Here is a 25,446-nt window from a genome sequence, read left to right as displayed (position 1 = left end):
AGAAACCAATAAATAAATGAATTAAGTACCAAAAAGTAAAACTATTAAACGTTAATTTGAAAAAAATTTGAAAAAAGTGTGTTAATTGATTAAAAACAACAAAAAATTAAAGGTATGAATTATTCAGGCTTTAACACGATATTTAAAATTGTCAACTGAAGTGTTTTGATAATAATTAATATTTAAAAACCTAACAAGGTTAGGTAAACTCTGTGCGAAAATCAATAGATCGCGTTAGGTAAAGAAAATCAGTGTCTTTTAATAGAAATGATAGTTTAAAGTAATTTGTTCTTAATATAGGATAAAGATAGGTAGGATTCATAGTAACCAACACAGTACCTAATACTAATCAGACTAGGAGTTATTAGTGTAGATGAACATATCTTTATCTAACGTATTCGTTTGTGTACGAATACAGAGATGATTAAGATAAATGCTCACTGGGAGTTGATTCCAAAAACAAAAGAATTTTGAAACTAAGTATGTCATGACAAATTAAAAAGTAAAAAGAGTCATAGATTAATACTTAGCTTGAAGAAATTAATGCTGTTCTTTTCTCTTCGGATTTTACTACCCAACTTAGAGCAATCTATTTACTCCTTTTTAAAGAAGAGAGTTGTATGAGTAGCATAAGTATAAATTATTTAATATTCTGATAAAAGTATGAATCAATCAAATTAAGTAGAAAAATCTATTTCCTGTAGGACATAGGTCATAAGATGTGACCTATGCCATAAAATATAAAATGAAGGCGCTTTTATATTTTAAGTAACAGTGATAAGCTGTGTTTGTCTTAAAGAAAAGGAGTGGTTTAAATGGCTAAAAAGAAAAAATTTAGTGATTCAGTTCAAAAATTTGGACGAACACTATTATTGCCAATTGGTGTATTAGCACCGGTTGGTATGATTTTAGGAATTAGTGGAGCATTTGTGCAACCGTATATGATTGAGCGATTTGCTTTTTTGGGAAACGAAAATATTAATGCACTTTTAATTAGTATGCGTACCATTGCTAGTGTTATCTTTGATAATATTCCTTTGTTATTTGCGATGGGTGTTGCTTACGGGATGAGTAAAAAAGATAAAGGAATATCTGTTTTTGCTGCAGTTACAGGTTACCTAACATTAATTATAACGATGAATGTTTGGTTAACGTTAACTGGAAAAATGGCGGATCCCGAAATTATGACTCAGGTTGGACAAATTAACGTTTTAGGTATTCAAACAATGAATATTAGTGCGGCAGGCGGAATTATTACAGGATTAATTGGAGCATGGGCAACTGATAAGTTTTATAATTTGGAACTGCCTACAGCCTTTGCTTTCTTCTCTGGAAAGAAATCCGTGTCAATTATTACGATTGGTATAATGGTTTCTATTGGAGCTTTATTGCCATTCGTTTGGGAAGTATTTGTTGGAGGATTAATGAAATTATCATTTGTATTCCTAAGCACGATGGGACCTTTCTTTACTGCAGCAGGAGAACGTTTGTTTATACCGTTTGGTTTACACCATGTATGGAATGCACTGTTCCGTTTCACTGAAGCGGGTGGATCTTATGTAATTGATGGTGAAACTTTTGTAGGTGTTGTGCCTGCTATGAATGAAGTATTATTCAATCAAGGACCTAATAGTCAATACTGGTCTATGATGCCGGATTTAACTCGTTTTATGGCTCAACAACAAATGTTAGTAACGTTATTCTTATTTCCAGCAATTGCTTTGGCAATGTACAAGACTACTCGAAAAGAAAATAAGGTAGTAGTTAAATCGATGTTAATCACCATGGTATTAACTGCCATGTTAGGAAATGTTACGGAACCACTAGAATTTACCTTTGTATTTATTGCACCGTTATTGTTTGTGCTTTATGCGGGTATTGTAGGTTTAGGCGCGGTGTTATTGTCCTTAGCCAATGTCGGTATTGGGTATATACGTGGAACTATTTTTGACTTTGCTATTTTTGGATTATTATATGAAAAAACCAACTGGATTTTCTTAGTTTTAATTGGAACAGGTCTGGGTACTGTTACGTATTTCATATTCAAGTGGGCAATTTTGAAGTATGATATTAAGACACCTGGACGAGAGGAATCTCAAAATTTGGATAATACCTTGATTAGAGAAAAAAGATACGATGAGATTGCAGATATAGTCATAGAAGCTTTAGGCGGAAGAAGTAACATTGAAAATGTAGAGAATTGTATTACACGTTTGAGGATTGATATTAAAGACGTGAGTGTAGTTGATAAAAATCTTTTGGAAAAATCAGGCTGTACGGGATTCTTTTTCCCAGCTGATAAGCATATTCATATCGTATATGGTCCTCAAGTGGAGTTTGTCCGAAATGCAGTAGATCTTGCATTGGTATAGTACTGATTAGAAATATGTTTTTAGGAGGAATAAGAAAATGAGAGCATTATATGATTCCAAAAGTAAGACAATGGATGATAGAGGGATTAAACATTTATTTTCTGATGAAGAGAAATATAAAACTTGGTTATTATTTGAATCAGCTTTAGCCGAAGCACAAGCTGAAGCTGGGTTTATTCCCAAAGAAGCAGCTAAAGATATTAAAGAGGCAGCTAAAATAGAAAATATCGACTTCAAAGAAATGGATCGGATTTACCGGAAGATTGGTCATGGATTTGTACCGTTTTTGAAAGTTTTAGTTAAAGCCTGTCCGGAAGAAAGTGGCAAATATGTCCACTATGGAATCACTACCCAAAATATTCAGCAAAGTTCACAATTGTATATGGTGAAACAGGTTCATCATAAGTACATGCAATTAATTGGTGAGATCCTGGGAAATCTAAGTAAACTAGCCGAGGATAATAAAGATGCTGTTATGGCAGGTCGCACTCATGGTCGTCATGCAACTCCGATTACGTATGGTTATAAAGTTTCTGTATGGATTAGCGAATTTATCGAATGTTACGAAAGAATGCAAGAAGTAGAAAAACGTATTTTTAAAATTATGATGGGTGGCGCAGTAGGTACTTTTAGTTCGATGCCAGAAGTAGGTCCATCTGTTCAGAAACGAGTTGCTGAATTGACTGGAATGTATCCGATGGAAGTTGCTTCACGAAATATTAGTACACATAAAATCGAGTATATGATGAATTTAGCTTTAATGGCTAATATTTGTCATAAAATTGGTGAAGAAGTTTATAGTACAACATTAGAAGAAATTGCTGAAATTTCTGAAGGTTTCAGTAAGGGTACAGTAGGAAGTAGTACAATGCCACATAAAATTAATCCAAAACTTGCAAAAGGGATTGTTGCAAATTCGCAAAAATTATATTCTTTACCGGGCATTGGAATGTATTCATCCGTGCGACCTTATGAAGGAGATAGCAGTAGTTATATGCTATTCGATGGTATATTAGAAGAAGCAATGGAGCTAGCAACTGAAGTCCTGCTTCGAACTGAGGAATTAACACGAACTATGGTGCCACATCGTGAACGCATGCTGCACAATGTATGGAGAAATAAAGGTCTAGACAATACTGAGAACGTGATGATGGAATTAGCAACGAAGCTGGGCAAAGATCAGTCCCACTCCTTGATGTATGAAATTGCTATGAAGACAGCAAATGAAGGTGAAGATTTCTATACAAATCTGATGGCTAATGATTTGATTACTAAAGAATTTACGGAAGAAGAAGTACGTAATATGATTAATCCAAGTAACTATATTGGCTTATCTATTGAAATTGCAGAAAAAGAGGCTAAACGTGCGAAGGAGATATCTAAAGAAATTGAAAACTACTACCATAGCAAAGTAATACAAAATTAAACAATAAAATGTTAGAAGAGTCCTCTGTAGTAATAAAAAAGAGGTCTCTTTCTATTTACTAAGATAAGAAAAGAATGAAAGGTGAGAAACAAATGGATAATAATGAAGAAAGTTTAGCTTTACATGAGGCAAAAAAAGGAAAAATATCGGTTGAAAGTAAGGTATCCATTGATACTAGAAAAAATTTGGGTTTAGCGTATACTCCAGGAGTTGCCGAACCTTGTAGAAAAATTGCTGAAAATCCTTCAGACGTTTATCGCTATACCTCTAAAGGAAATTTAGTCGCGGTTATAACTGATGGAACAGCCGTTTTGGGTTTGGGGGATATTGGTCCAGAAGCTTCTATGCCAGTAATGGAGGGAAAGGCAATTCTTTTTAAAGAGTTTGCTGGAATAAATGCTTTTCCTGTGTGTTTGGACACAAAAGATTCACAAAAAATTATTCAAACTATAAAAAATATTTCTCCTACTTTTGGCGGTATTAATTTAGAAGATATTTCTTCACCACGCTGTTTTGAAATTGAAAAAAGATTAGATGATTTATTACCTATACCAGTTTTCCACGATGATCAGCACGGGACTGCCATAGTGGTGACTGCTGGGATTTTAAATAGCTTACGTTTGATTGGTAAAAAAATTGGTGATTTAAGAGTAGTTTTAAATGGTCCTGGTGCTGCTGGTACAGCTATCATTTATTTGCTGATGCAAATGGGTGTAAAAGATATTATAGTTTGTGATGAAAACGGTATTTTGGCAGACAATAGGATTATTCCATTAGATCCACATAAAAAAAACTTGATGGAAAAAACTAATCCAAGAGGTATCCAAGGTTATCTAAGTGAAGCATTAAAAGATGCGGATGTTTTTATCGGTGTTTCAATTGGTAGGATAGTTAGCAAAGAAATGATTGAGTCCATGGCGAATGATCCAATTGTGTTTGCAATGGCAAATCCAGTTCCGGAAATTATGTATGAAGATGCGAAAAAGGCTGGTGTCAGGATTATGGGTACAGGTCGTTCTGATTCTCCTAATCAAATCAATAATGTATTGGTTTTTCCTGGGATATTTAAAGGAGCTCTTTCTGTGAGAGCTTCAACCATCAATCATGAAATGAAAATAGCAGCCGCTTATGCGATTGCAGATATGGTTCAGGACGAAGAGTTGTCTGAGGAATATATTATTCCGGATGCCTTAAATAAAGCAGTAGTAGAAAAGGTTGCTCAATATGTAGCACAGGCTGCAAAAGAAACTGGGGTGAATCAAATTTAATGAATAGAATAGAAAAAGATTCAATGGGAGAAATTAATGTTCCGAAAGAAGTTTTTTGGGGAGCACAAACACAACGCAGCTTGGAAAATTTTCATATAGGAACTGAAAAAATGCCCTTATCATTGATTGAAGCTTTGATTCAAGTGAAAAAAATATGTGCAGTAGTTAATGAAAATGAAAAAAAACTTTCTATCGAACGATCAGTCAGGATACAGGATGCTTGTTCTTTGTTATTAAATGATTTAAATGGTTACGCAAAGCATTTTCCTTTATGTTTATGGCAGACGGGTAGTGGCACGCAAACAAATATGAATGTGAATGAAGTAATCGCTCATTTAGCTTCATCTGATAATGACATCCACCCCAATGATCATGTGAATCTCTCTCAGAGTTCCAATGATGTATTTCCAACGGCTATGCACATTGCTGCTATAAGTCAAGTAAAAACTCGGCTTATTCCGGAAATTGAAAAGTGGTTGAAACAATTGACCGATATGGAGAGACAGTATGCGAATGTTATCAAAATAGGCCGAACCCATATGCAAGATGCTACTCCAGTAACATTTGGACAAGAAGTGAGCGGATGGAAAGGTATGATTGAAAATAGTCGAAGTGCTATCCAGCTCAGTAGTGATTCACTACTGAAACTAGCAATAGGAGGTACAGCAGTAGGAACTGGGCTTAATGCTCCAGATAATTTTGGAATAAAAATATGTCAAGAATTAGAGAAGTCATTAGGGATTCCTTTTATTAGTGAATCGAACAAATTTTTTGCTTTAACCAGTCACCAGCCAATATCTTTTGTTCATGGAGCTTTGCGTGCCTTAGCTAGTGATTTAATGAAGATTGCCAATGATATTCGTTGGTTAGCGAGTGGTCCACGTAACGGATTGGCGGAGCTGACTTTACCCAGTAATGAGCCTGGAAGTTCAATAATGCCAGGGAAAATAAATCCAACGCAAGCAGAAGCATTGACGATGATAACTACCCAAGTAATGGGGAACGATACAACTATTCAAATAGCTGCAAGCCAGGGAAACTTTGAGTTAAACGTTTATAAACCTGTACTAATCTATAATTTTCTTCAGACGGTAACACTATTAACTGATGGAATGCAGTCATTCAGGGAGAAGTGTTTGAAAGGGATTAGTGTCAATGAAGAAAAAATGACAGAATATGTAAGTGAATCTTTAATGTTAGTAACTGCTTTTACTCCATATATTGGCTATGAGAAAGCTGCAGAGATTGCTAAGAAAGCACTGTCAGAAAATCAATCCTTAAGAGAGTCGGCATTATCATTAGGTTATGCTACTATTGAAGAATTAGATAATTGGTTGAATCCAAAATCGATGATTTAATTTTTTAGTTAAAATTAGTAGGATTTGGGATAGGCAGATATGATATAATAGCCTTATCTAAAAAAAGGATGTTTTAAGATGCTAAAGTTTATAGATAACTACGATGACTTAACTGAGAGTGAAAAAAAAGCACTTACTTATATTATTAGTCATATTGAAGAAATCCCCTATCTTACAATTAATCAACTAGCCGATTTAGCTTTTGTTTCTAAAACAATCATTGTTAATCTTTCTCAAAAATTAGAATTTAGTGGTTTTAAAGAATTGAAATACTATATAAATCATCAATTAAGAGAAAAAGCTTCTGCTCCTAAAAATGAAAAACAATCAATTCGTGAAAACAGAAAGCAAAGTATAGAAAAAACTTTTTCTTTAGTGTCAGATAACAATTTAACCCGATGTGCACAAGAAGTTTTGCAAGCGCGAAACATTTTTATTATGGCTAGAGGAACTAGTAAAGCTGTCGGACACTATATGGAACATTTGTTATTTTCTATGGGTATTCACTGTTTTTTTATCAAGGATTATAATTTATCGGAATCTTTCACTAATTTAGTTACAGAAGATGATGTTATAATATTAATTTCTTTATCGGGAAATACAAAAAAAATCATTGACACTGCTCGAAAAGTTCACATGAAAAAAGCGAAAATTATCAGTTTAACTTCTTTCCAATCTAATGTATTATCATCATATGCAAATCTGAAACTATACTCATATGCGGATGATATCGATACAAAACATGATGATTCAATTTCACGTATAGGTTTCTTTCTATTAGTTGATTTAGTAGTAGGGACTATTAAAGAACAGATAATAAATTCTAACAGAAAATGATTATTTAAATATACAGTTGAAAGACTTGGAATAATAGACTTTTTTTAGTGAAATTAAACTCAAAAAATTACGGATTGTAGATATACTATTTAACAGAAACGAACATTCGTCTATATTTATGCTCCTACATAGTTGGTCTTTTTCTACCGCTTAAAATTTATTTAAAGCTGAAAATTATGGATTAATGACGTGATGATAGGAGGTGGAATTTTCTATAATTCATTTTTTTTGAAAAAGAGCTAAGAGAGCATGGACCAAAAGGATTGCTAGATTTATTCAGAACTTATTTAGATTTATTTGATCAATTTTCAAAAATAGATACGTATATCTTTAAACAACTTCATCGGCTCCTTTAAATTTAAAGGAGCTAGTGTACTACGTGTCCAATTATTGAAAACTAGACAACAGCTGAAGTTCAACTATTATTGGATGAGTTTGAAACTGAGTATCTTATGGAAAATGAGGCAGTCTTAAACTAATTAAAAGCTCAAAAATCAGTTTACTGATTTTTGAGCTTTTTTTATAAAATATTAGATGAATTTGTAGAAAAGAAGAAAAAGCTCAAAGGAAAGGTTACACTAAAAAAGGATAAAAAAATCTAGGAATAGGGTATACTATTAGTTGACAACTGCAGTGAAAAAGGAGCTAAATTTATATGGATAATCATTAGTGTTGCATGAAAAATTATATATTGTATAAATTTGTTTATATTATTTCAATAGACAAAAAAGTCCTTTATACTGAACTTAGATAACTCATCCAAGACCAATAAAAAGGACTAAATTCATGAATAAGTACAAAATAAATTTTGTTTTTAATAAATGTTTTTTTCATTAAGTTAGATCATTTACCAAGGCCTATTCAAAAAATTGGCTTTGATAAATACCATAATAAACTTAGTTTCTCTCGAGCTCTTCAATTTTTTCTTTATGGAATCAACGACGAAAAAGAAAGTCTCAGAGAAGTGGAAGCGACCTTTGTTTCGAAAGAACGTCAAAAAGAAATGGGCATGACTAGTATCTGTTATTCCCTGCTCTCCGGAACTCTCTCAAAAATAGATTCAGAGCTTCTTTTAGCTATTAGTCAGGCTAAGAATAAAAGACCAGTAATGAAACGAAATAGTCTCTATCTAATTGATTCTTCGACGTTTTCACTTAATCAAAATTTTTATCAGTGGGCTAATTTTCGTAAAACAAAGTCACCAGTTAAGCTTAACTTGAAACTCTGCTTTATGGATAATGACCATCTTTACCCAGAGGAATTTACACTGACTAACATGGTCGAACACGATATAAATCAGTTGAAAGTAGTGGTTAATCAACCTGAAGCGACTTATGTGTTTGATCGCGGTTACCTTGATTTTGAACGGTTAGATAAGATGCACTAGTAGGGCTACTTCATTGTGAAAAGAATCAAAAAGAATACAAAAGTTCATATTTTAGAACCATTAGTACCCTCTAACAGGGATTTCGCTATCAGCGACAAAATGGTCACATTAGGTGCTCAGAACCATCTAACGGCAAGATTTCGTTTAGTAACCGTTCAAGATAAAAAGGGGCGAACTCTCCGAGTTATTACTAATCGCTTTGACTGAATATCTACTGGCATTGCAGAAATGTAAAAAGTACATTGGCAAATAAAGCTGTTCTTCAAGCCTATTAAACAACATGTGATGATTAAAAAAAATTTTGAGAAGTGAATAAGCATTTGTTAATCAATTGGTTTTAGCTATGATTACCAGTCTATTAAATTATTTAATCAAGTTAAAAACAAAAAGTAAACGGTCAATTTTTCAAATCAAACGATTTTTTTGTTATCTATTATTTTAACCGACAGAAGAATGGTTTAACTTTTTGATACCGACTTAGATTTTTAAAGAAAGAGTGTCAATCGGTAATGGAATCAGTTAAACAAGTAAATTTTTCTGGAAATAGTTGTCTTTTACGTAAGTACTCCTTTTTTTGTCTTTTTTCAGAATACAACGAAGTTACTCAAGATTACTTATGACCAGTAGTGGTGAAGTACCATGAGCAATCAGACATTGAATTTTCTATGTCTAAATTAAAAATAATGAAAGTTTTCCGTTTATTAAATGAAAGTGATTCGGATTTGCCAATAGTAATAAATGATTGTATATTTAAACAAGATGACTTAAAGTCGCTACATTACGAAGGGCTAACCGATGCTTTTTACAGTCAATGACAGGTTATTTTAAGTAGATAATAATTACCTAGGATAGTGTTTTTTGTAAAGGCTGTCTTTAAGGCTAAGTACAAAAGATGATTAAACAGAAGAATAGAAGATACTATTATTTTAAATATTTCAACATTTCAATTATGTGAGTTATGTGAAGAATAAGTACCAATTTATTCGCAAAGGTTAGAGGCTCTATACTAAACAATAAAGGTGGAGTTAATATGAAAAAGTTGTTCGGAAAAAAATCTATGACTGATAAGATAGAAGATTTAAAAGAAGTAGAAGTAGCGGATCAAGTTAAAACAGAAAATTTAGATAGTGAATTGAAGCAAAGTGAAAAAGAATTTGAATCCTTCTTTTCACATGTACTAAAAAAATTGCCATCAAAAACATCAGCTATCGTACTCAATACTTATGATAAATCAAAAGAGCAAGCTGAAAAAAAACTTAATAAGAGCAAAAATCAGTTTGATGCTATTTTTGAGACATTTTTAGAAGGTGTTGATGATGAGACACGTAAAAAATGCCATAAAACGGTTCATGCTGCTTCTTTAACGGCAGTGATTATTGGTTTTTCACCCATTCCTTTTTCAGATGCTTTCTTACTAGTACCGGTTCAATTAACAATGATGGCTCGTTTGCATAAGATATTTGGCCAGTCATGGTCTGAGAGTTTGGGTAAAAGCTTATCCAAGGAATTAATAATTGTTGGTTTAGGTAGAAGTGCAGTTGGAAATATACTAAAGTTTATTCCGACGGTTGGTACTGTTGCGGGCGCTGCAATTAACGCGACTGTTGCTAGTACAGTAACAGAATCTTTAGGTTGGGTAACGGTAAAAATGTTAAATGATGGGGAAGATATTTTTGAACAAGTTACCTCGTTTAAAGGACAGTATCGCTCGTTAATTAAGCTGCTTGAAAATTCTAGTAAGTCAGTAAAATAAAAAAAATATCAAAGAGTAAATTATAGGAGAGATAAAGCAGTAGATGCTTTATCTCTTTTTTGTAGCAATAAAATTATTTTTTTTAAATCATTATCAATTAAACTGCGTATATACTCTGTTAAAAAAATAACGTATACTTTTAAATAAGAATACATTAATTTGACTGGAGGAGTACGTATGAAAAAGATAAGAATAGTTAGTCTTATTCTTTTGTTTGCATTATTTTTTACTGGAATAAAAGAGGTTACGGCTGCTAGTTATGTTAATGTTCACTTTCTAAATGTCGGACAAGGGGATGCCGTTTTAGTTCAGACACCTAATGAAAATATCTTAATTGATGGTGGTGGGAAAGGAAAAGGTCCTCAAATTGTTAGTTATTTGAAAAAGAATAAAGTAACAACGCTTAGTGCTGTTGTCTCTACACACCCAGATGCGGACCATGTCGGAGGACTAGCTTATGTAATAAAGACTGTGAAAGTTAATAAAGTGTATGCTCCTAATATTAGTCATACTACTTCAGCCTATAAAGATTTTCTTTTAGCAGTCAAAAGTAAAAACATGAAAATTACAGTCGCTAAATTAGGAGTAGAAATACCCACGCAAGCTAAAGATATTACGCTAAAATTTCTTGGACCTGTTAGAGTGTATGGTAAATCAGATTTGAATAACTGGAGTGGAGTATTGCACCTTAAACACAATAAAAAATCATTTTTATTTATGGGAGATGCTGAAAACGCAGCTGAAAGTGATTTACTAGCTAAAAAATTGATTTCTAAAGTTGATGTGCTAAAAGTAGGACATCACGGATCTAAGTATTCTACTTCTGCAAAATTTTTAGAAAAAACAGTTCCTACTTATTCTGTTTTGTCCGTAGGTAAAAATGGCTACGGGCATCCGACATCTGATGTATTGAATCGATTGAAGAAAGTTAGGTCAAATGTTCACAGAACAGATAAGTCTGGCAATATTGTATTTAGCTCAAATGGTATAAAAATCACCCCAAGGATGGTGAGGTAAATGGAACAAGGAATCATTGATCGTTTTGAAGGTGAGCTAGCAGTCATTGAATTTGGTGAACACATGCGAGATATTCCTAAAAGTAAACTACCTAATAACAGTAAAGTTGGAGATTTATTGATTTTTGATGGAGATACTATCACCATCGATAGAGTAGGTACAGATAGGTTGAGAGTTGAAATAGAAGAGTTAATGAAAGAATTATTTGAAGAAGAATAACGCATTATAAAAAGCTTTGTCCTATTCTAGGATAAAGCTTTTTTTATATATAGTAAGAGAGAAAAATAGAACAAATATAATACTATGGTACAATGGAATTTGAAAGGTTAGTCAGTCATTTAGTTCCAGTTAGACCTAAATTTTGAAAGCGCTTAATAATAGTGGGGTTATCGATTTTATTAAACGGGTAGTACGGCTAGAAAAGAACCAACTGTTTAAAAGGCTTATTAAGAGATTTTTTTAGAGGAGAGATGAGAAAATGAAACAATATATCCTACAAAATGCCTATTTTCCATTTGAAGATAAAGTGAAGAATATTTATATTAAAAATAAGAGAGTTGAAAAAATAACAGATCAATCTAGTTCATTGGATGGAGATTATTCAGTCATTGATTTAAATCTGAGGTTGACTATTCCAGGTTTCGTAGATAGTCACATGCATTTAGATAAAGCCTTAATTAACGAAGCAGTTATAAACAAAAGTGGAACATTAACTGAAGCAATCAAAATTATGCAATCTTATAAAAAGAAAATGACAAAAGAAGAGGTAAAAGAAAGAGCGGAAAAGGTTATACAATTATCATTAAAAAACGGTACACGATTTATCAGGACTCACATCGATGTGGATAGCGATATTAAATTAAGTTCGATTGATGCATTGCTGGAATTGAAAGAAGAGTACAAAGATAGCCTTGAAATCCAGATTGTTGCCTTTCCTCAAGAAGGAATTAATGAAAACCCAGAAAATCTTCTTTTCATGGAAAATGCCTTAAAAAGAGGAGCAGATCTTGTAGGAGGAATTCCAGCAATAGAGAAAAATCCCGCAAAGCATATAAAAGACCTAACAGCTTTAGCTTTGAAGTACGATGTAGACATCGATATGCATATCGATGAAACAGATGATCCAAATTCGTTAACTATTTTAGATTTAGCAGAAACGACGATAGCAAATAAGTATGAAGGACGCGTAACAGCTTGTCATTTATGTAGCTTAGCCGCTCAAAAAGTAGGAGAGTTGGAAAAGATTGCTAGTAGAATAGCAGAAGCAAAAATTAACGTTATTTCTCTTCCTTCAACCAATCTCTATTTACAAGGAAGAGGAAGTGAAACAAATGCTCCTAGAGGTGTAACGCCTGTTCGCTATCTTCATGGTAGAGACATACCAGTGATGATAGGTTCAGATAATATTCAAGATCCTTTTAATCCATTTGGAAATGGCAATATGCTGGAAGAAGCTTTAATAGCAGCACATGCCTGTCATATGGGTGGAGAAAAAGAATTAGCAACATTATTTGATATGACAACGGTAATCCCAGGGGAAAATTTAAAGTTTGATTACGCTATTAAAATAGGAGAAAAAGCTAATTTTATTGTTTTAGATTCCTACACTAAAGCAAGTGCTATTGTTAAACAAGTATCTATTTATGGAGATTTTTTAAATGAGAACTTTACTATTCGAAATAAATGAGCGAACGACTAAGGCAGGTAAAACAACTGTTGACTGTATTTTTTTCTAATCAATAAAAAAATTTAGTCTTTTTCATATATCTATATTTTTATTCTAAAAGGTACTTGGAAAAACTAAATCGACAATCATTTTGAGTATTTTTAGTGAAATAATTGGGATTTAAATATTATATATCTCAATTCCTATTGAAATAGCAAGAAGCAATAAAATTAAAAGAAAAAGGCTAAACTATAATAATAAATAGAAGAAAAATTATTTTTATTCCAGCTGAACTTATCTTATTTAGATAGAGTCAGATTTTCGGTGAGCTTAGTAATTGTTATGTAAAATAAGTTAATGTTATAGTTGAGATAATAACTAAACAATTAATCTATGGGTAGTATAAGCAAAGGAGATTACCATGGCTACAATAGTAAAAGATATCTTGAAGTTAAAAGGCTTTTCAGGAGCCAAAGTAGTTGCAGGTGAAAACGGATTAATAAATATCGTAAAGAAAGCAACCTTGATGGAAGTACCGGATATTGGAGAATTTTTAGAAGAAAATAGTTTGATTATTACAACGCTTTATCCAATCATTAATAATGCTGAAGCAATGAAGAGTATTATACCTAAAAGTTCGGCAGCATCAGCAGCTGGAATTTGTATAAAAACCGGCAGGTACATTGAAACAATCCCAGAAAGTATGTTAAAACAAGCGAATGAGTTAAATTTTCCTATTATTGAAATTCACAGTGATGAGAACTTATCAGATTTAGCTTCGGAGATAATTAAATTTTCTTTAGATCAACACATATCAGCTTTACAATTTCAAAGAGAAGTCCACAATCAACTGATGAACATGTTTCTAAAAGGAGAAAATGTCAATGCTATGATTGACAGCTTTTCAGACTTAGTAGATCATCCAGTGATTTTATTAGATGTTGATACAAACTTAATATCTCAATCAAGAAGTATTGATAAAACAAAATTAACAATTCATTTACTTGATAAAAAAGTAGGAATAGATTCACTAGTGGTCAAACACGAAGACAAAGTTTATACTAGTGAAGATTTTATAAACTATTCAATAGAAGCGCAAGCTAATAAATTCGCTTATTTGATTCTTTTGGATGGAGATAAAAAAAATCGAAATCTACTAGTAGCGGTTGAAGAGGCTTCTCTATTATTAGCTTCCGTTTTTTATAAAAATCATGCTGTAGCAGAAAAAGAAAGAAACTTTCAAGATTCTTTTATCAGAGATATTTTGCAAGGAACGAATTATAGTCAATTAGTTACTATTGAAAAAGCAAAAATATATGGTTGGGAAATGGAATTTCCAGAAGTTATTTTTGTATTAAAATTATTTAATAAAAATGAACTAACTAAAATGCGAGACTATGAAAAAATACTCCACAGTCAAATAATTGAGAATATATTAAAAAGAGAATTAATTACAACGAATAAAAAAATAAAAGTAACTTATATAGACGGTTCTTTGGTTTTATTTGTCAACGTTGCTTTTATTAACAACAGTAAAGAAAAAATGAAAGCAATTGGAAACTCGCTGATCAGAAAATTAGGAGACGATTATCCTATAGGGATAGGAATATCTAATCCCGTATTAAATTCTCTTTCATTCCCAGCAACTTATAAAGAAGCCAAAGATAGTTGGTTTATCGGTCGTAAATTAAAGCAGGCTTGTTTTGTAAGCCATTACGACGATAACGAGTTATTTAGCGTCATTAAAGAAGTGCAAGATACAAAAGTTTTAGATAAATATGTTGAACGTAAACTAGGAGATATTTTAGCATACGATCAAAAGGTGAACATGGACTTATTAAAAACTCTTATGGCATTAATAGAAACACAATTTAATCATAAAGAAGCAGCTAAAAAGTTGTTCATTCATTATAATACGCTACGCTATCGAATAAACCGATTGAAAGAACTAGGAATAAATATAGATGACGGGTTAGAAATAGCCGAAATTGTCCTTGCTCACCACATCAATATGTGGACAGAAATAGATAGAAGAGAATAGACTTCAAGAATGAAGAAGTTAAATTATAACTAAATAGAACGATTAGCATTTTGATTGTCACTATATGACAATCAGAGTGTTTTTTTTTAGGGTTTTACTACGATGAAAACCCTTCCAATCTTTGTTACAATAAATGCATAGGAGAAAGCGATACAAAAAAATCTTTTCTAAATGAACTATGAAGGATAATGTCAATGTTTGAATTACCACAGGAAGGATAAATAGATTAAAAAAGAATAAAAATAGATTTGTAGAATTTTTTTCTTATAAAAACGAAAAAGGTTATATCCTTAAGATTTACAGTATCACAGGGCGATCTTATTGAGCTAGAAGATAGATAAAAGAAAGAGTTATGAGTAGATTGATAATTATTTCACTAAATGTAATATGTAGTATCATTTTAAAAATAGAAAAGCCATTATAGTGTTTCAATAAACTAAATAAGAGAGAGCCATTATCAAACTAGTAGGAACTGATTTTATAGTATCTAATAAATGGTTATATTTTTTTGAAGCTTAAAACACAAGGAGGAAAAAACATGGAATTATTTATTAATTTAATACCCGTAGTTGTCGTATTGATTTTATTATTTAGTAACCAACACATGCTGGTGGCTGGATTTGCAGGTGGAATATTAGCCATTATTATTGGTGGTTTTGGATTTGATAGTATCACCGAACAATTTATAGGTGGTATTTCTAATATGCTTGGAATTACTGTTCCTATCATCTATGCAGCAACAGCTGTAATGGTATCTAGAGCAGGAAGTATAAAAGCACTAGTTGATTTAGCTAAAAGAGTTTTAAGAGGAAGAATAGCTATTTTAGCCGGAATTATTGTATTGATTCAAGGATTTGCGACTTACGCAGCTGGAACAGCAGCGGGTAATACAATGGTAACAGCTCCCTTAATGGCTGTAGCCGTAGGAGCTATTCCAGAAGTAATAGCAGCCATGGCAATTATATCGGCTGTTGGTTTTACTACTGCTCCTTCTTCAACGGAGACAGTTCTGGTTGCAACGAGTTCAGGAAGAGACGTAGTGGATCACGCTGCAGCAATGTTGCCTTACACGATTGGATTTTACCTCGTAGCTGTAGCTTTGGCCATTTATGGTGTTCACAAAAGAGGCAGCTTAGTTATGAAGAAAGAAGAAGAAGTAGAAGGTGAAAAAGAGCAAAGCAACATCAGTTTGTTAGGCCGAGCTTTTCCTTTCATTGCTTTACTTGCAATGGTTGTAGTAGGTAGTTATCTAAATGGTTTAATCGGTACCAAGGTGTTTACCCCAGCGACCATCGTTATTATAACGGCCATACTTACGGTTATATGCACACCGTTGAATTTGAATGAAATGAGTGAAGCGTTAGTTGATGGCTCTAAATTTATTTTAACCACTCTGTTTGCAGTAGGAATATTCTTAGCCTTTATCAATATGATTGCGGAATTAGGAACCTTCGAACAGATTGCATCAATTGCTAAAACAGTTCCTGAAATAATCTTGTTGCCGGTTACAATGATTCTGGCCTTTTTAATTGCTATCCCATCAGGAGCATTTGCGGCAGGTGTTCTAGCCTTAATATTGCCAACATTAAGTACCCTTGGGTTGTCATCTGAAGCAATGGGATTTGTTGCAATAGCAACTGGATTAGGTACGCAAATTAGCCCAGTTCAAATTAACGTAGCAGCATTAGCAGAAGGGTTTGACATGACGGTTTTAGATATCGTTAAGAGCAATACTAAGTTTGTTGTTGGTATGCTATTAATCATTATGATAGTAGCCTTTATAGTCATCTAAAAAAATTAACCCAATTGAAAGGAGGCTTCGAATGAAAGCAATTTAATTTGAACGATTAAATGAACCAATCAAATTGATGGATTATTTAAGCTAAAGTAAACTAAAAAAAGATATCTTAAACTAATTAGGAGGAATTAAATTATGCAAAAAGTAGAAGTATTTCGTATAGCAACAGACTCACCAGATGACGTTTCAGGATTAAAGAAACTGGTTGACGATAAAACAATCAAAGCAGAAGAAATCATAGCTATTTTAGGCAAAACTGAAGGGAACGGTTGTGTAAATGATTACACACGCGGATTCTCAAACATGGCGATTTCTTACTATTTAGCAGGTGTATTGAATAGTTCGCCAGAAGAAGTTCAAAAAAAAGTTGCTCTTATCATGTCTGGAGGAACAGAAGGCGTTATGTCTCCTCATTTAACTGTTTTTGTTAAAAAAGAAGTTGAAGGAGAAACGAACTCAACAGGCGAAAAGAGATTAGCAGCAGGAATTGCTTTCACGAGAGACTTCAAACCTGAGGAAATTGGAAGAATGGAGCAAGTAAAAGAAGTAGCTAGATGTGTTACACAAGCTATGAAAGATGCTCATATCGATAGCCCCGAAGATGTTCATTTTGTTCAAATCAAATGTCCATTATTGACAGCAGAAAGAATGGAAGAAGCAGAAAAACGTGGCAAAGAAGTTGCGATTAATGATACCTATAAATCAATGGGCTACTCTAGAGGAGCTTCAGCATTAGGAGTAGCACTTGCTTTAGGAGAAGTTACAGAAGATCAATTAAATGACGAAATGATTTGTCATGACTACAGTCTGTATTCAGGAGTAGCTTCAACATCTGCTGGTGTAGAATTATTAAACGATGAAATTATTCTTATTGGAAACTCTACAAACTCAGCTAGTGATTTATTAAGTGGTTCCGCCGTAATGAAAGATGCTATCGATATTGAGGCTGTTAAAGAGGCAATGAGGGCAGCTGGATTAGTATTTGAAGAGTATCCTTCGGACAAAGAATTAGATAAAATCGTAAACGTATTAGCTAAAGCAGAAGCTTCTTCTACAGGGAAATGTCGTGATAGACGTACGGTTATGTTAGAAGATTCAGATATAAACCACACAAGACATGCTCGTGCAGTTGTGAATGCTGTTATTTCTACTTTGACTAAAGATCCAATGGTCTACGTTTCAGGCGGAGCAGAGCACCAAGGTCCAGATGGTGGTGGCCCAGTAGCAGTTATTGCTAAAGCATAATGACTTATAAGAATAGTTAATGTGACAAAACAGTAATTAAACGGCCAAAACTAGATGAGTAAGCTCTTCTTGTATGCAATTAGTTGTTCCGACTAAAATAAAGAAGGACATATTTATTAATGAAAAAGAAAATTTTCTAAAAAGCAAAGGTGAAAAAAGTGTCTGAACAAGAGATAGGAACGATAACAATTATTGATCAACAAGTAGTAGATGGGCTGGAAAATAAGGAAGTGAATTCTTTAGTTGGAACGGTTCATAGTGTTTTTAATAAAGTGATCAATATACTAGCTACTGATCAAAGTAGTCTACTTACATTAGCTTTAGAAGAAGTTATTTCTTCACCAGGGATGATGAAAACAGCAGATAAGCAGCTGTTCAATGCTATGAAAAGTAAGGTAGCTCCTGGTGATCCAGTGAGGTTATCACAAAAAAATACGATAAAAATTAAGCAAGTAGAATGGGATTATACTAAAGCAACGTATAGTCTTGTGAAAATAAGTAAAAAAAATCTGAGCGAACGACTTTCATCGGATAGTTTTTCAAAAACTATCTACAAATTTATCAAAGAGCAGGGGAGCGATAGTGGGTTAGTTTCAGCTTGGGAGATTTATTCTAACAAGGAATTAGCCAATAGCTCGGTTAAAAATAGTTACGTTGCATTTTTCCTACAAGCAATAAGGAAAATGTCAGAAGAACTAGCAGCTAAAGACTTTAACGCGGTAGTAAAGCAAAGCTACAAATTAGTCGGTTTAGGAGTAGGTTTGACACCATCAGGTGATGATTTCTTACTAGGTTGCTTAGCTGTTTGGCATCTTTTTGAGAGCCCTTTAATTGAGAGCTTTGAAGGAAATAACTGGATAGAACATGTAAAAAAAAGATCAACATCGATTAGTGCATTTATGCTTGAAAATGGTGTCAATGGTTATGTAAATCAAGCACTTAATGATTTGCTTAGACATTATCAAGAAGAGGACATAACTAGGTACCTCCAGCCATTTTTAAAGATTGGCGCTACATCTGGGACAGATATGCTTGTAGGAGTAATTTTCGCTTACGACCAAATGAATAATTCATATAGGAGGTAAAAAAATGGTTTCAAAAGTAATGATAGAAAAAAATGCTTATCATGATTCGGTTACATTAATGTCTTTATCAGCAAGTATCAGTAAATTAGATGGTGTAAAACAGGCAGTCGTCTCAATGGCAACTCAAATGAATAAAGAATTGTTAGAAAATATTGGCTTATTAACAGAGGAAGCAAGTAGTGCGTCAGAAAATGACCTAATTCTTGCTATCGAAGCAGACACTGAAGAAAATATGGAAGACGTGTTTGGCAAAATAGAAGAAGAGCTCAATGCGAAAAAAGGCGGTAAGAAAAAGAACGGTGAAACGTCAACAGAAAATACAGAAGAAGCATTAAACTTATTGCCAGAGGCTAACCTAGCTATCATTTCTGTACCAGGAAACTACGCTGCTCGAGAAGCACGTAAAGCGTTAAATAAAGACCTGAATGTCATGATATTCAGTGATAATGTAACAATAGAAGAAGAAAAAGAATTAAAAGAATTAGGCAAAGAAAAAGGTCTTTTCGTAATGGGACCCGACTGTGGAACAGCCATTATTAATAATGTTGGATTGTGTTTTGCAAATAAAGTTAGACAGGGAAATATCGGTTTAGTAGGAGCTTCAGGAACTGGGTTACAAGAAGTAAGTGTCCAAATTGACCGATTAGGAGAAGGTATTTCACAAGCTATTGGTGTTGGTGGAAGAGACTTACAAGAGCCTATCGGTGGAATTATGATGCTAGAAGGTATGAAAGCGCTTGAAAACGATGGCAATACAAAAGTAATCGTTCTAATTTCTAAGCCACCTGCAGCAAGCGTGCAAGATAAAATTATGGAACAAATTAAAGCAATGAAAAAACCTGTCGTTGTTTGTTTCTTAGATGGAGACGCAAAAGAAGTAGAAAAAGTTGGTGCAACATTCGCAGGAACACTAAGACAAGGCGCTGTACTTGCTGTAAAAGCACTAGGTAGTTCTGATAAAGACTTGTCTAATGAAATAAGCGACAAACAAAATGAATGGATTAAGAATCAAAAAGAAGAACTAACGGCTTCTCAAAAATACATTCGTGGCCTATTTTGTGGAGGCACACTTACTTCAGAAGCCTTAACGGTTATTAGACCTCATGTAGATGAAATTAAAAGTAATGTTGCAAAAAGAGCAAATGAAAAACTTGTAGATGTACACGCTAGTCAAGGAAACACACTAGTCGATTTAGGTGATGACGAATTTACACAAGGTAAACCGCATCCAATGATTGAACCTTCTTTGAGAAATGAGCGTATTATCGAAGAAGCAAAAGATCCAGCAACAGCCGTTTTACTACTTGATTTTGAATTAGGATACGGTTCTCACGAAGATCCTGTAGGGGTAACGTTTGAAGCATTAGAAGAAGCTCAAAAGATTGCAAAAGAAAATGGACGTCACTTACCAATTATTGCTTATATTTGTGGAACACGTACTGACAAACAAGATTATTCAGAACAAGCTAGAAAATTAGAAGAGTTAAATATATGCATTGCAGATAGCAACGAACAAGCTGCCGAACTAGCAATAAAATTAATTTGAAAGTAGGGAGATTAGTTTGAGTAAAATGAATAATTTATTTAATCAAGATTTGAAAGTAATCAATATTGGCACAGTTAAATTTAACAAAGAGATGGAAATCCAACAAACAGAATCTGTACAAGTCAATTGGCAGCCACCTGCTGGAGGAAATATCAAACTTTTAAATGCGTTAGACTTGATTGCGGATAACGATAAGATTGAAGAAGCAAACAAGGAAGTAATAAAGCGCATGAAGGACGCCCATCCTTATTTAATTGATATTGGACAAGCTTTAGACGTTATACCAGGAATGCATGCTAGATTAATCTTGCATTCAGGCCCTCCGATAACTTGGGAAAGAATGGCTGGTCCGGTAAAAGGAGCAATCATTGGCGCTTTGATTTTTGAAGAATTAGCACACAATGAAGAGGAAGCTGTTAAGCTTATCGAAGCTGGCGAGATAGAATTTGCCCCTTGTAATGAACATTCTACTGTTGGACCAATGGCGGGAATTGTTTCACCTTCTATGCCGGTACATGTTATTGAAAACGTTGTTCACGGAAATAGAACTTATTGTACAGTAAATGAAGGTCTTGGAAAAGTTCTTCGTTTTGGTGCTTACTCATCAGAAGTTATTGAACGTTTAAAATGGTTGCAAGAAGTTTATGCGCCAGCACTTAAAAAAGCATTGAGCCTTACTGAAGAAGGTATCGATATTAAATCAATTACAGCTCAAGCTTTGCATATGGGAGATGAGTGTCACAACAGAAATAAAGCATCTACTAGTTTATTTTATCGTGAAATTTCCGGCTATTTCTTACAAACAGATTTAGAAAAAAATGAAATAAAAGAAGTTTTAAACTTTATAAAAGGCAATGAACATTATTTCTTAAACTTGTCCATGCCAGCATCTAAAGCAGCTTTAGATGCAAGTCATGGTGTAGCTCATTCTACTGTCGTAACAACGATGGCAAGAAATGGTGTCGAGTTTGGTATTAGAATTAGTGGTTTAGGAAAAGACGAGTGGTTCACAGCTCCAGCAAATTTTGTTGAAGGTCTCTTCTTCCCTGGTTTTAGCGCAGAAGATGCAGCACCAGATTTAGGGGATAGCTGTATCACAGAAACAATGGGAATCGGTGGATTTGCAATGGGAGCTTCACCAGCAATCGTCCAATTCGTTGGTGGTGACGTAGATGATGCTATTCGAAATAGTGAGCAAATGTATACAATCACTGTTGGAGAAAATAGCAACTACTCTCTTCCTCCATTGAACTTTAGAGGTTCAGCATTAGGAATTGACTTACGAAAAGTCATCGACACAGGAGTCTTACCAATCATCAATACAGGTATGGCTCATAAAGTAGCTGGAATTGGCCAAATTGGCGCAGGTATTGTACATCCACCAAAAGAATGTTTTGAAGATGCTTTAATGGCCTTTGTTGAAAAGTATAAAGCGGAAACAACCGCATGAGTAGAATTGTCGTTGCACTAGGAGGTCATATTTTTGGAGATACGCCCATCGAACAACGGCAACTAGCAAAAAAAGCAAGTCGTTCTATTGTTGATTTAGTTGAGCAAGGACACGATGTTGTTGTCTCTCATGGCAATGCTCCGCAAGTAGGTATGATGCAATTAGCCTTTTCCCTAGGAGCAAAACAAAAAAAGAAGATTCCTTTAATGTCTCTTTCAGATTGTGGAGCAATGAGTCAAGGCTACATTGGTAACCACTTACAAAATGCTCTGAGAGAAGAGTTTAAAAAGAGAAAAATAGATAAGTCCGTTGTCGTTATTGTTACGCAAACATTAATCGATAAACAAGATAAAGAATTTGAATTTCCAACTAAGCCAATAGGTTTATTCTATACAAAAAAAGAAGCAAAAAATTGGATGAAACAAACGGGGGATAAATATATTGAGGATTCGGGAAGAGGGTACCGCAAGGTAGTCCCTTCTCCAATTCCTATTAAAATCGTAGAACAAGAGAGTATCAATGTATTAGCAAAAGCTGGAATGGTTGTTATTGCAGTAGGCGGGGGAGGTATCCCTGTTTTTGAATCTGGAGATCGACTAGTAAGTGTGGAGGGTGTCATTGATAAAGACCTAGCAAGTCAATACTTGGCGCAAGAGATGGATGCTGATTATCTATTTATTCTAACAGCAGTAGATAAAGTATCGATAAACTTTAATAAACCAAATCAAGAAAATTTAGATGAAATGACCATTAATGAAGCAGAAAACTGGCTGAATGAAGGCCAATTTTTAGAGGGTAGCATGTCACCGAAAATCCAAGCGGCTATTTATTTTGTTAAATCTAAACGGGGGAGAAAAGCAATTATTACCTCAATGGATAAAACAAAAGAGGCTATTCTAGGACTAGATGGTACGATTATCTACTCAAAAATAGAAGATTAAAATAGTGTTATTTATAAACGCCAAGACTAATATGACAACTAAAGAAGGGGAAATTATGAAAAAACAACCTGAGTCGTTGCATCTTATTTATGGGCCAGAAGACAAACCAAAGAACTGGAAAGATGGTATTCTTTATTCACTTCAGTGGATCATGATTATGGTTTATCCAGTGATATGGGGTTATGCTATTGTAGGAAAAGGACTGAATTTAGATGATGCCGTTCTGGCGGAGTATATGGGAAGAATTGTATTAATGATTGGTTTATCTACATTAATTCAGACCATAGCTGGACACAAACTCTCTATGATTTCCGGACCTAACATTATCCCCTCTTTAGCTATAGTAGCAGCTTATGAAGTAGGTGGAGAGGCCTATGCATTAGCGTCTTTCAATGCTTTCATTATAGCAGGGATAGTTGTAGCTCTACTTGGAGTGACCGGTATTTTGAATACGATTGGAAAAGTGTGGACACCTCTTACTCAAGGTTCGATGATTTTAATGGTAGGATTGGCTACTAGTTTTTCAGGAATGGAGCTGTTAGCGGTCTATGGAGTAGGTTGGGCTTATTATGTAGGGATTTTTTTAGCCCTAGTTTGTGGTTTTCTTTCTATAAAAGGTAAAGGAATCCTTGCCACTATCCCAGTACTAATTGTTATTGTCTTGGGCTATATTATTTTTATGGTTCAAGGTACATTCAATTGGGAGCTAGTCGAAACGATGCCAACTATTCTTATTCCAAAGTTATTTCCATTTGGAATGACTATGCCACCACTTGATTTAATTATCACTATGATAATCGTACACTTTTTTTCAGCCATTAATGTCTATGGAAATGTCCAAGGTTATGTAGGTTTATTAGATTTAACGGTTTCTCCTAAGAGAAAAAAGAAATTATTTACTGTTTTTGGTTTAATAGAAGGTTCCTTAGCAGGTATCTTGGGTGTACCAGGATATGCGCCGTATGGTGAAAACTTAGGCTTTCTTTTACTAACGAAAGTAGCCTCACGCTATTTTATTATTATTTCAAGTGTTATCGTCGTATTTTTAAGTTTTTTTGGTAAAATTGCTGGTTTAATGGCAGCTATACCTGAGCCAGTTGCAGGAGCTGTTCTGTTAGGAGTTGCTTCTACATTAATTGGAATAGGCATAGATTCTTCTAAGAAATCAGTAAAATTTGAAACGAGAGAGATTTTTATTGTTGGATTTTCAATCTTCTTTGCTCTTGGAACTTCTAGGTTATCAACTGAATTCTTTAAAGGTTTCCCACGAATTGTCGGTACTATTATGAGTAACCCTGTTATTCTAGTTATTATCCTTGTAATTTTACTGGAACAAATTATTTTTAGAGAAAGAAAAAAACTAGTTAACTAGTTTTGACTAAAATGGTGAAGGAGGAAAAAAAGATGGATAAAAAAATGAGTAAAGTAGAAATGCAACTCGAAAAAGATTATAAACTATTCCAAGAAGAAAAAATTATTCCTTATCCTACGTGGCAATACGGTGAGATAAAAGGGAAAATCATTACATTAGAAGTTGAAGATGCACCGGACTTTGGTGAGACAGCTTATGTGGAACTTGATTCTGGCAGAACGGCTTTTATATCTGTTGATATGCAAACAGATTTTTGTGGTGAGAACGGATACGTTGATGTGATGGGATATGATCTATCTTTAACGGCTAGTGCAATTAAACCAATCAAAAATGTGCTAGATGCAATAAGAGGATCAGATATTCAAATTATCCATACAAGAGAAGGACATTCTCCAGACTTATCTGATGCTCCTTATTTAAAAGTGTTGAGATCTAAGATTATTGGAAAAGGAATTGGAATCGGCGATAGGCCAGAAAAAGGCCTAGGACGTTTGCTTATCCGTGGAGAAAAAAACTGGGATATTATCGATGAGTTGTACCCTCTTGAAGGAGAAATCATTATTGATAAGGCAGGAAAAGGTGCCTTCGCAAGCAGTAATATTCATTTAATTTTAAAAAACTTAGGAATTACTCATTTAGTTCTAACAGGAATTACTGCAGATGTATGTGTGCACACAATTATGAGAGAAGCTAATGATTATGGCTATGGCTGTATTCTGTTGAAAGATGCTACGGGCGCAACAGATCAAGGAAACTGCGAATCAGCGATAAAATCAATCAAGATGCAAGGTGGCGTCTTTGGTAATGTTTCTGACTCAGAAAAATTTATTAAAGCTTTCAAAGAAGCTCTTTAAGTTAAGATAAAAGTTGAGAAATAAAAATGA

General features: G+C 33.8%; 18 protein-coding genes and 1 pseudogene. All 19 read left to right on the top strand.

Annotated features, from left to right (window positions below; translation table 11 throughout):
- Positions 1 to 815: 815 nt before the first annotated feature.
- The 19 genes and pseudogenes from B9Y54_RS00945 (at position 816) to B9Y54_RS00855 (ending at position 25,416) form a co-directional block, all read left to right on the top strand.
- The gene (locus B9Y54_RS00945) at positions 816 to 2,372 is read left to right on the top strand and encodes a PTS transporter subunit EIIC (protein WP_085558563.1); all 1,557 of its coding nucleotides are present in this window, start codon (positions 816 to 818) and stop codon (positions 2,370 to 2,372) included.
- A gap of 37 nt (positions 2,373 to 2,409) precedes the next feature.
- Positions 2,410 to 3,798: a class-II fumarase/aspartase family protein gene (locus B9Y54_RS00940; RefSeq protein WP_085558562.1), complete on the top strand. Its 1,389-nt coding sequence runs from the start codon at positions 2,410 to 2,412 to the stop codon at positions 3,796 to 3,798.
- Positions 3,799 to 3,890: 92 nt separating this feature from the next.
- Positions 3,891 to 5,066 (top strand): NAD(P)-dependent malic enzyme, encoded by a 1,176-nt coding sequence (locus B9Y54_RS00935; protein ID WP_085560470.1) that lies wholly within the window; start codon positions 3,891 to 3,893, stop codon positions 5,064 to 5,066.
- Positions 5,066 to 6,424 (top strand): class II fumarate hydratase, encoded by a 1,359-nt coding sequence (locus tag B9Y54_RS00930; protein WP_085558561.1) that lies wholly within the window; start codon positions 5,066 to 5,068, stop codon positions 6,422 to 6,424. Before B9Y54_RS00935 ends, B9Y54_RS00930 begins: the two co-directional genes overlap by 1 nt.
- Positions 6,425 to 6,502: 78 nt before the next feature.
- Positions 6,503 to 7,261, top strand: coding sequence for a MurR/RpiR family transcriptional regulator (locus B9Y54_RS00925; protein WP_085558560.1), 759 nt, complete (start codon positions 6,503 to 6,505; stop codon positions 7,259 to 7,261).
- Positions 7,262 to 8,047: 786 nt separating this feature from the next.
- Positions 8,048 to 9,090, top strand: a pseudogene (locus tag B9Y54_RS13010) (IS4 family transposase).
- 588 nt (positions 9,091 to 9,678) lie between these two features.
- Positions 9,679 to 10,401, top strand: coding sequence for a YcjF family protein (locus tag B9Y54_RS00915; protein ID WP_085558559.1), 723 nt, complete (start codon positions 9,679 to 9,681; stop codon positions 10,399 to 10,401).
- Positions 10,402 to 10,578: 177 nt separating this feature from the next.
- Positions 10,579 to 11,418: a ComEC/Rec2 family competence protein gene (locus tag B9Y54_RS00910; protein ID WP_085558558.1), complete on the top strand. Its 840-nt coding sequence runs from the start codon at positions 10,579 to 10,581 to the stop codon at positions 11,416 to 11,418.
- Positions 11,419 to 11,637 (top strand): DUF3006 domain-containing protein, encoded by a 219-nt coding sequence (locus tag B9Y54_RS00905; protein ID WP_085558557.1) that lies wholly within the window; start codon positions 11,419 to 11,421, stop codon positions 11,635 to 11,637.
- A 259-nt stretch (positions 11,638 to 11,896) separates the two neighbouring features.
- Positions 11,897 to 13,105, top strand: a complete 1,209-nt coding sequence (locus tag B9Y54_RS00900; protein ID WP_085558556.1) for an amidohydrolase family protein — start codon at positions 11,897 to 11,899, stop codon at positions 13,103 to 13,105.
- Between the two features lie 400 nt (positions 13,106 to 13,505).
- Complete coding sequence (locus B9Y54_RS00895) at positions 13,506 to 15,125, top strand: PucR family transcriptional regulator (RefSeq protein ID WP_085558555.1); 1,620 nt, start codon at positions 13,506 to 13,508, stop codon at positions 15,123 to 15,125.
- A 538-nt stretch (positions 15,126 to 15,663) separates the two neighbouring features.
- On the top strand, positions 15,664 to 16,917 hold the full coding sequence (locus tag B9Y54_RS00890; protein ID WP_085558554.1) for a hypothetical protein: 1,254 nt from the start codon (positions 15,664 to 15,666) through the stop codon (positions 16,915 to 16,917).
- A gap of 141 nt (positions 16,918 to 17,058) precedes the next feature.
- Positions 17,059 to 18,168 (top strand): cyanuric acid amidohydrolase, encoded by a 1,110-nt coding sequence (gene atzD, locus B9Y54_RS00885; RefSeq protein ID WP_085558553.1) that lies wholly within the window; start codon positions 17,059 to 17,061, stop codon positions 18,166 to 18,168.
- Positions 18,169 to 18,326: 158 nt separating this feature from the next.
- Positions 18,327 to 19,253: an oxamate carbamoyltransferase subunit AllH family protein gene (locus B9Y54_RS00880; RefSeq protein ID WP_085558552.1), complete on the top strand. Its 927-nt coding sequence runs from the start codon at positions 18,327 to 18,329 to the stop codon at positions 19,251 to 19,253.
- 4 nt (positions 19,254 to 19,257) lie between these two features.
- Positions 19,258 to 20,799 (top strand): acyl-CoA synthetase FdrA, encoded by a 1,542-nt coding sequence (fdrA, locus tag B9Y54_RS00875; RefSeq protein ID WP_085558551.1) that lies wholly within the window; start codon positions 19,258 to 19,260, stop codon positions 20,797 to 20,799.
- A 25-nt stretch (positions 20,800 to 20,824) separates the two neighbouring features.
- Positions 20,825 to 22,249 carry a YlbE family protein gene (locus tag B9Y54_RS00870; RefSeq protein WP_234987924.1) on the top strand — a complete coding sequence of 475 codons (1,425 nt, stop codon included), beginning with the start codon at positions 20,825 to 20,827 and terminating at the stop codon, positions 22,247 to 22,249.
- Positions 22,246 to 23,190, top strand: coding sequence for a carbamate kinase (gene arcC, locus B9Y54_RS00865; RefSeq protein WP_085558549.1), 945 nt, complete (start codon positions 22,246 to 22,248; stop codon positions 23,188 to 23,190). Before B9Y54_RS00870 ends, arcC begins: the two co-directional genes overlap by 4 nt.
- A gap of 55 nt (positions 23,191 to 23,245) precedes the next feature.
- Positions 23,246 to 24,562 (top strand): uracil-xanthine permease family protein, encoded by a 1,317-nt coding sequence (locus B9Y54_RS00860; RefSeq protein WP_159446031.1) that lies wholly within the window; start codon positions 23,246 to 23,248, stop codon positions 24,560 to 24,562.
- A 32-nt stretch (positions 24,563 to 24,594) separates the two neighbouring features.
- Positions 24,595 to 25,416 (top strand): cysteine hydrolase family protein, encoded by an 822-nt coding sequence (locus B9Y54_RS00855; RefSeq protein ID WP_200805340.1) that lies wholly within the window; start codon positions 24,595 to 24,597, stop codon positions 25,414 to 25,416.
- The last annotated feature ends 30 nt before the right edge of the window (positions 25,417 to 25,446 follow it).

The organism is Carnobacterium iners (assembly GCF_900177385.1).
GTDB classification, from domain to species: Bacteria; Bacillota; Bacilli; order Lactobacillales; family Carnobacteriaceae; genus Carnobacterium_A; species Carnobacterium_A iners.
Note: the sequence above shows the minus strand (reverse complement) of the source record. Positions and strands in the feature narration are given on the sequence as shown.

Excerpts from the sequence above, each read along its gene's own strand:
- B9Y54_RS00925 (WP_085558560.1), top strand. The coding sequence starts at position 6,503 with ATGCTAAAGTTTATAGATAACTACGATGACTTAACTGAGAGTGAAAAA.
- B9Y54_RS00860 (WP_159446031.1), top strand. The coding sequence starts at position 23,246 with ATGAAAAAACAACCTGAGTCGTTGCATCTTATTTATGGGCCAGAAGAC.
- B9Y54_RS00890 (WP_085558554.1), top strand. The coding sequence starts at position 15,664 with ATGGAATTATTTATTAATTTAATACCCGTAGTTGTCGTATTGATTTTA.
- B9Y54_RS00930 (WP_085558561.1), top strand. The coding sequence starts at position 5,066 with ATGAATAGAATAGAAAAAGATTCAATGGGAGAAATTAATGTTCCGAAA.
- B9Y54_RS00935 (WP_085560470.1), top strand. The coding sequence starts at position 3,891 with ATGGATAATAATGAAGAAAGTTTAGCTTTACATGAGGCAAAAAAAGGA.
- B9Y54_RS00945 (WP_085558563.1), top strand. The coding sequence starts at position 816 with ATGGCTAAAAAGAAAAAATTTAGTGATTCAGTTCAAAAATTTGGACGA.
- B9Y54_RS00870 (WP_234987924.1), top strand. The coding sequence starts at position 20,825 with ATGAATAATTTATTTAATCAAGATTTGAAAGTAATCAATATTGGCACA.
- B9Y54_RS00855 (WP_200805340.1), top strand. The coding sequence starts at position 24,595 with ATGGATAAAAAAATGAGTAAAGTAGAAATGCAACTCGAAAAAGATTAT.
- fdrA (WP_085558551.1), top strand. The coding sequence starts at position 19,258 with ATGGTTTCAAAAGTAATGATAGAAAAAAATGCTTATCATGATTCGGTT.
- B9Y54_RS00940 (WP_085558562.1), top strand. The coding sequence starts at position 2,410 with ATGAGAGCATTATATGATTCCAAAAGTAAGACAATGGATGATAGAGGG.
- B9Y54_RS00910 (WP_085558558.1), top strand. The coding sequence starts at position 10,579 with ATGAAAAAGATAAGAATAGTTAGTCTTATTCTTTTGTTTGCATTATTT.
- B9Y54_RS00895 (WP_085558555.1), top strand. The coding sequence starts at position 13,506 with ATGGCTACAATAGTAAAAGATATCTTGAAGTTAAAAGGCTTTTCAGGA.
- B9Y54_RS00915 (WP_085558559.1), top strand. The coding sequence starts at position 9,679 with ATGAAAAAGTTGTTCGGAAAAAAATCTATGACTGATAAGATAGAAGAT.
- B9Y54_RS00900 (WP_085558556.1), top strand. The coding sequence starts at position 11,897 with ATGAAACAATATATCCTACAAAATGCCTATTTTCCATTTGAAGATAAA.
- arcC (WP_085558549.1), top strand. The coding sequence starts at position 22,246 with ATGAGTAGAATTGTCGTTGCACTAGGAGGTCATATTTTTGGAGATACG.
- atzD (WP_085558553.1), top strand. The coding sequence starts at position 17,059 with ATGCAAAAAGTAGAAGTATTTCGTATAGCAACAGACTCACCAGATGAC.
- B9Y54_RS00905 (WP_085558557.1), top strand. The coding sequence starts at position 11,419 with ATGGAACAAGGAATCATTGATCGTTTTGAAGGTGAGCTAGCAGTCATT.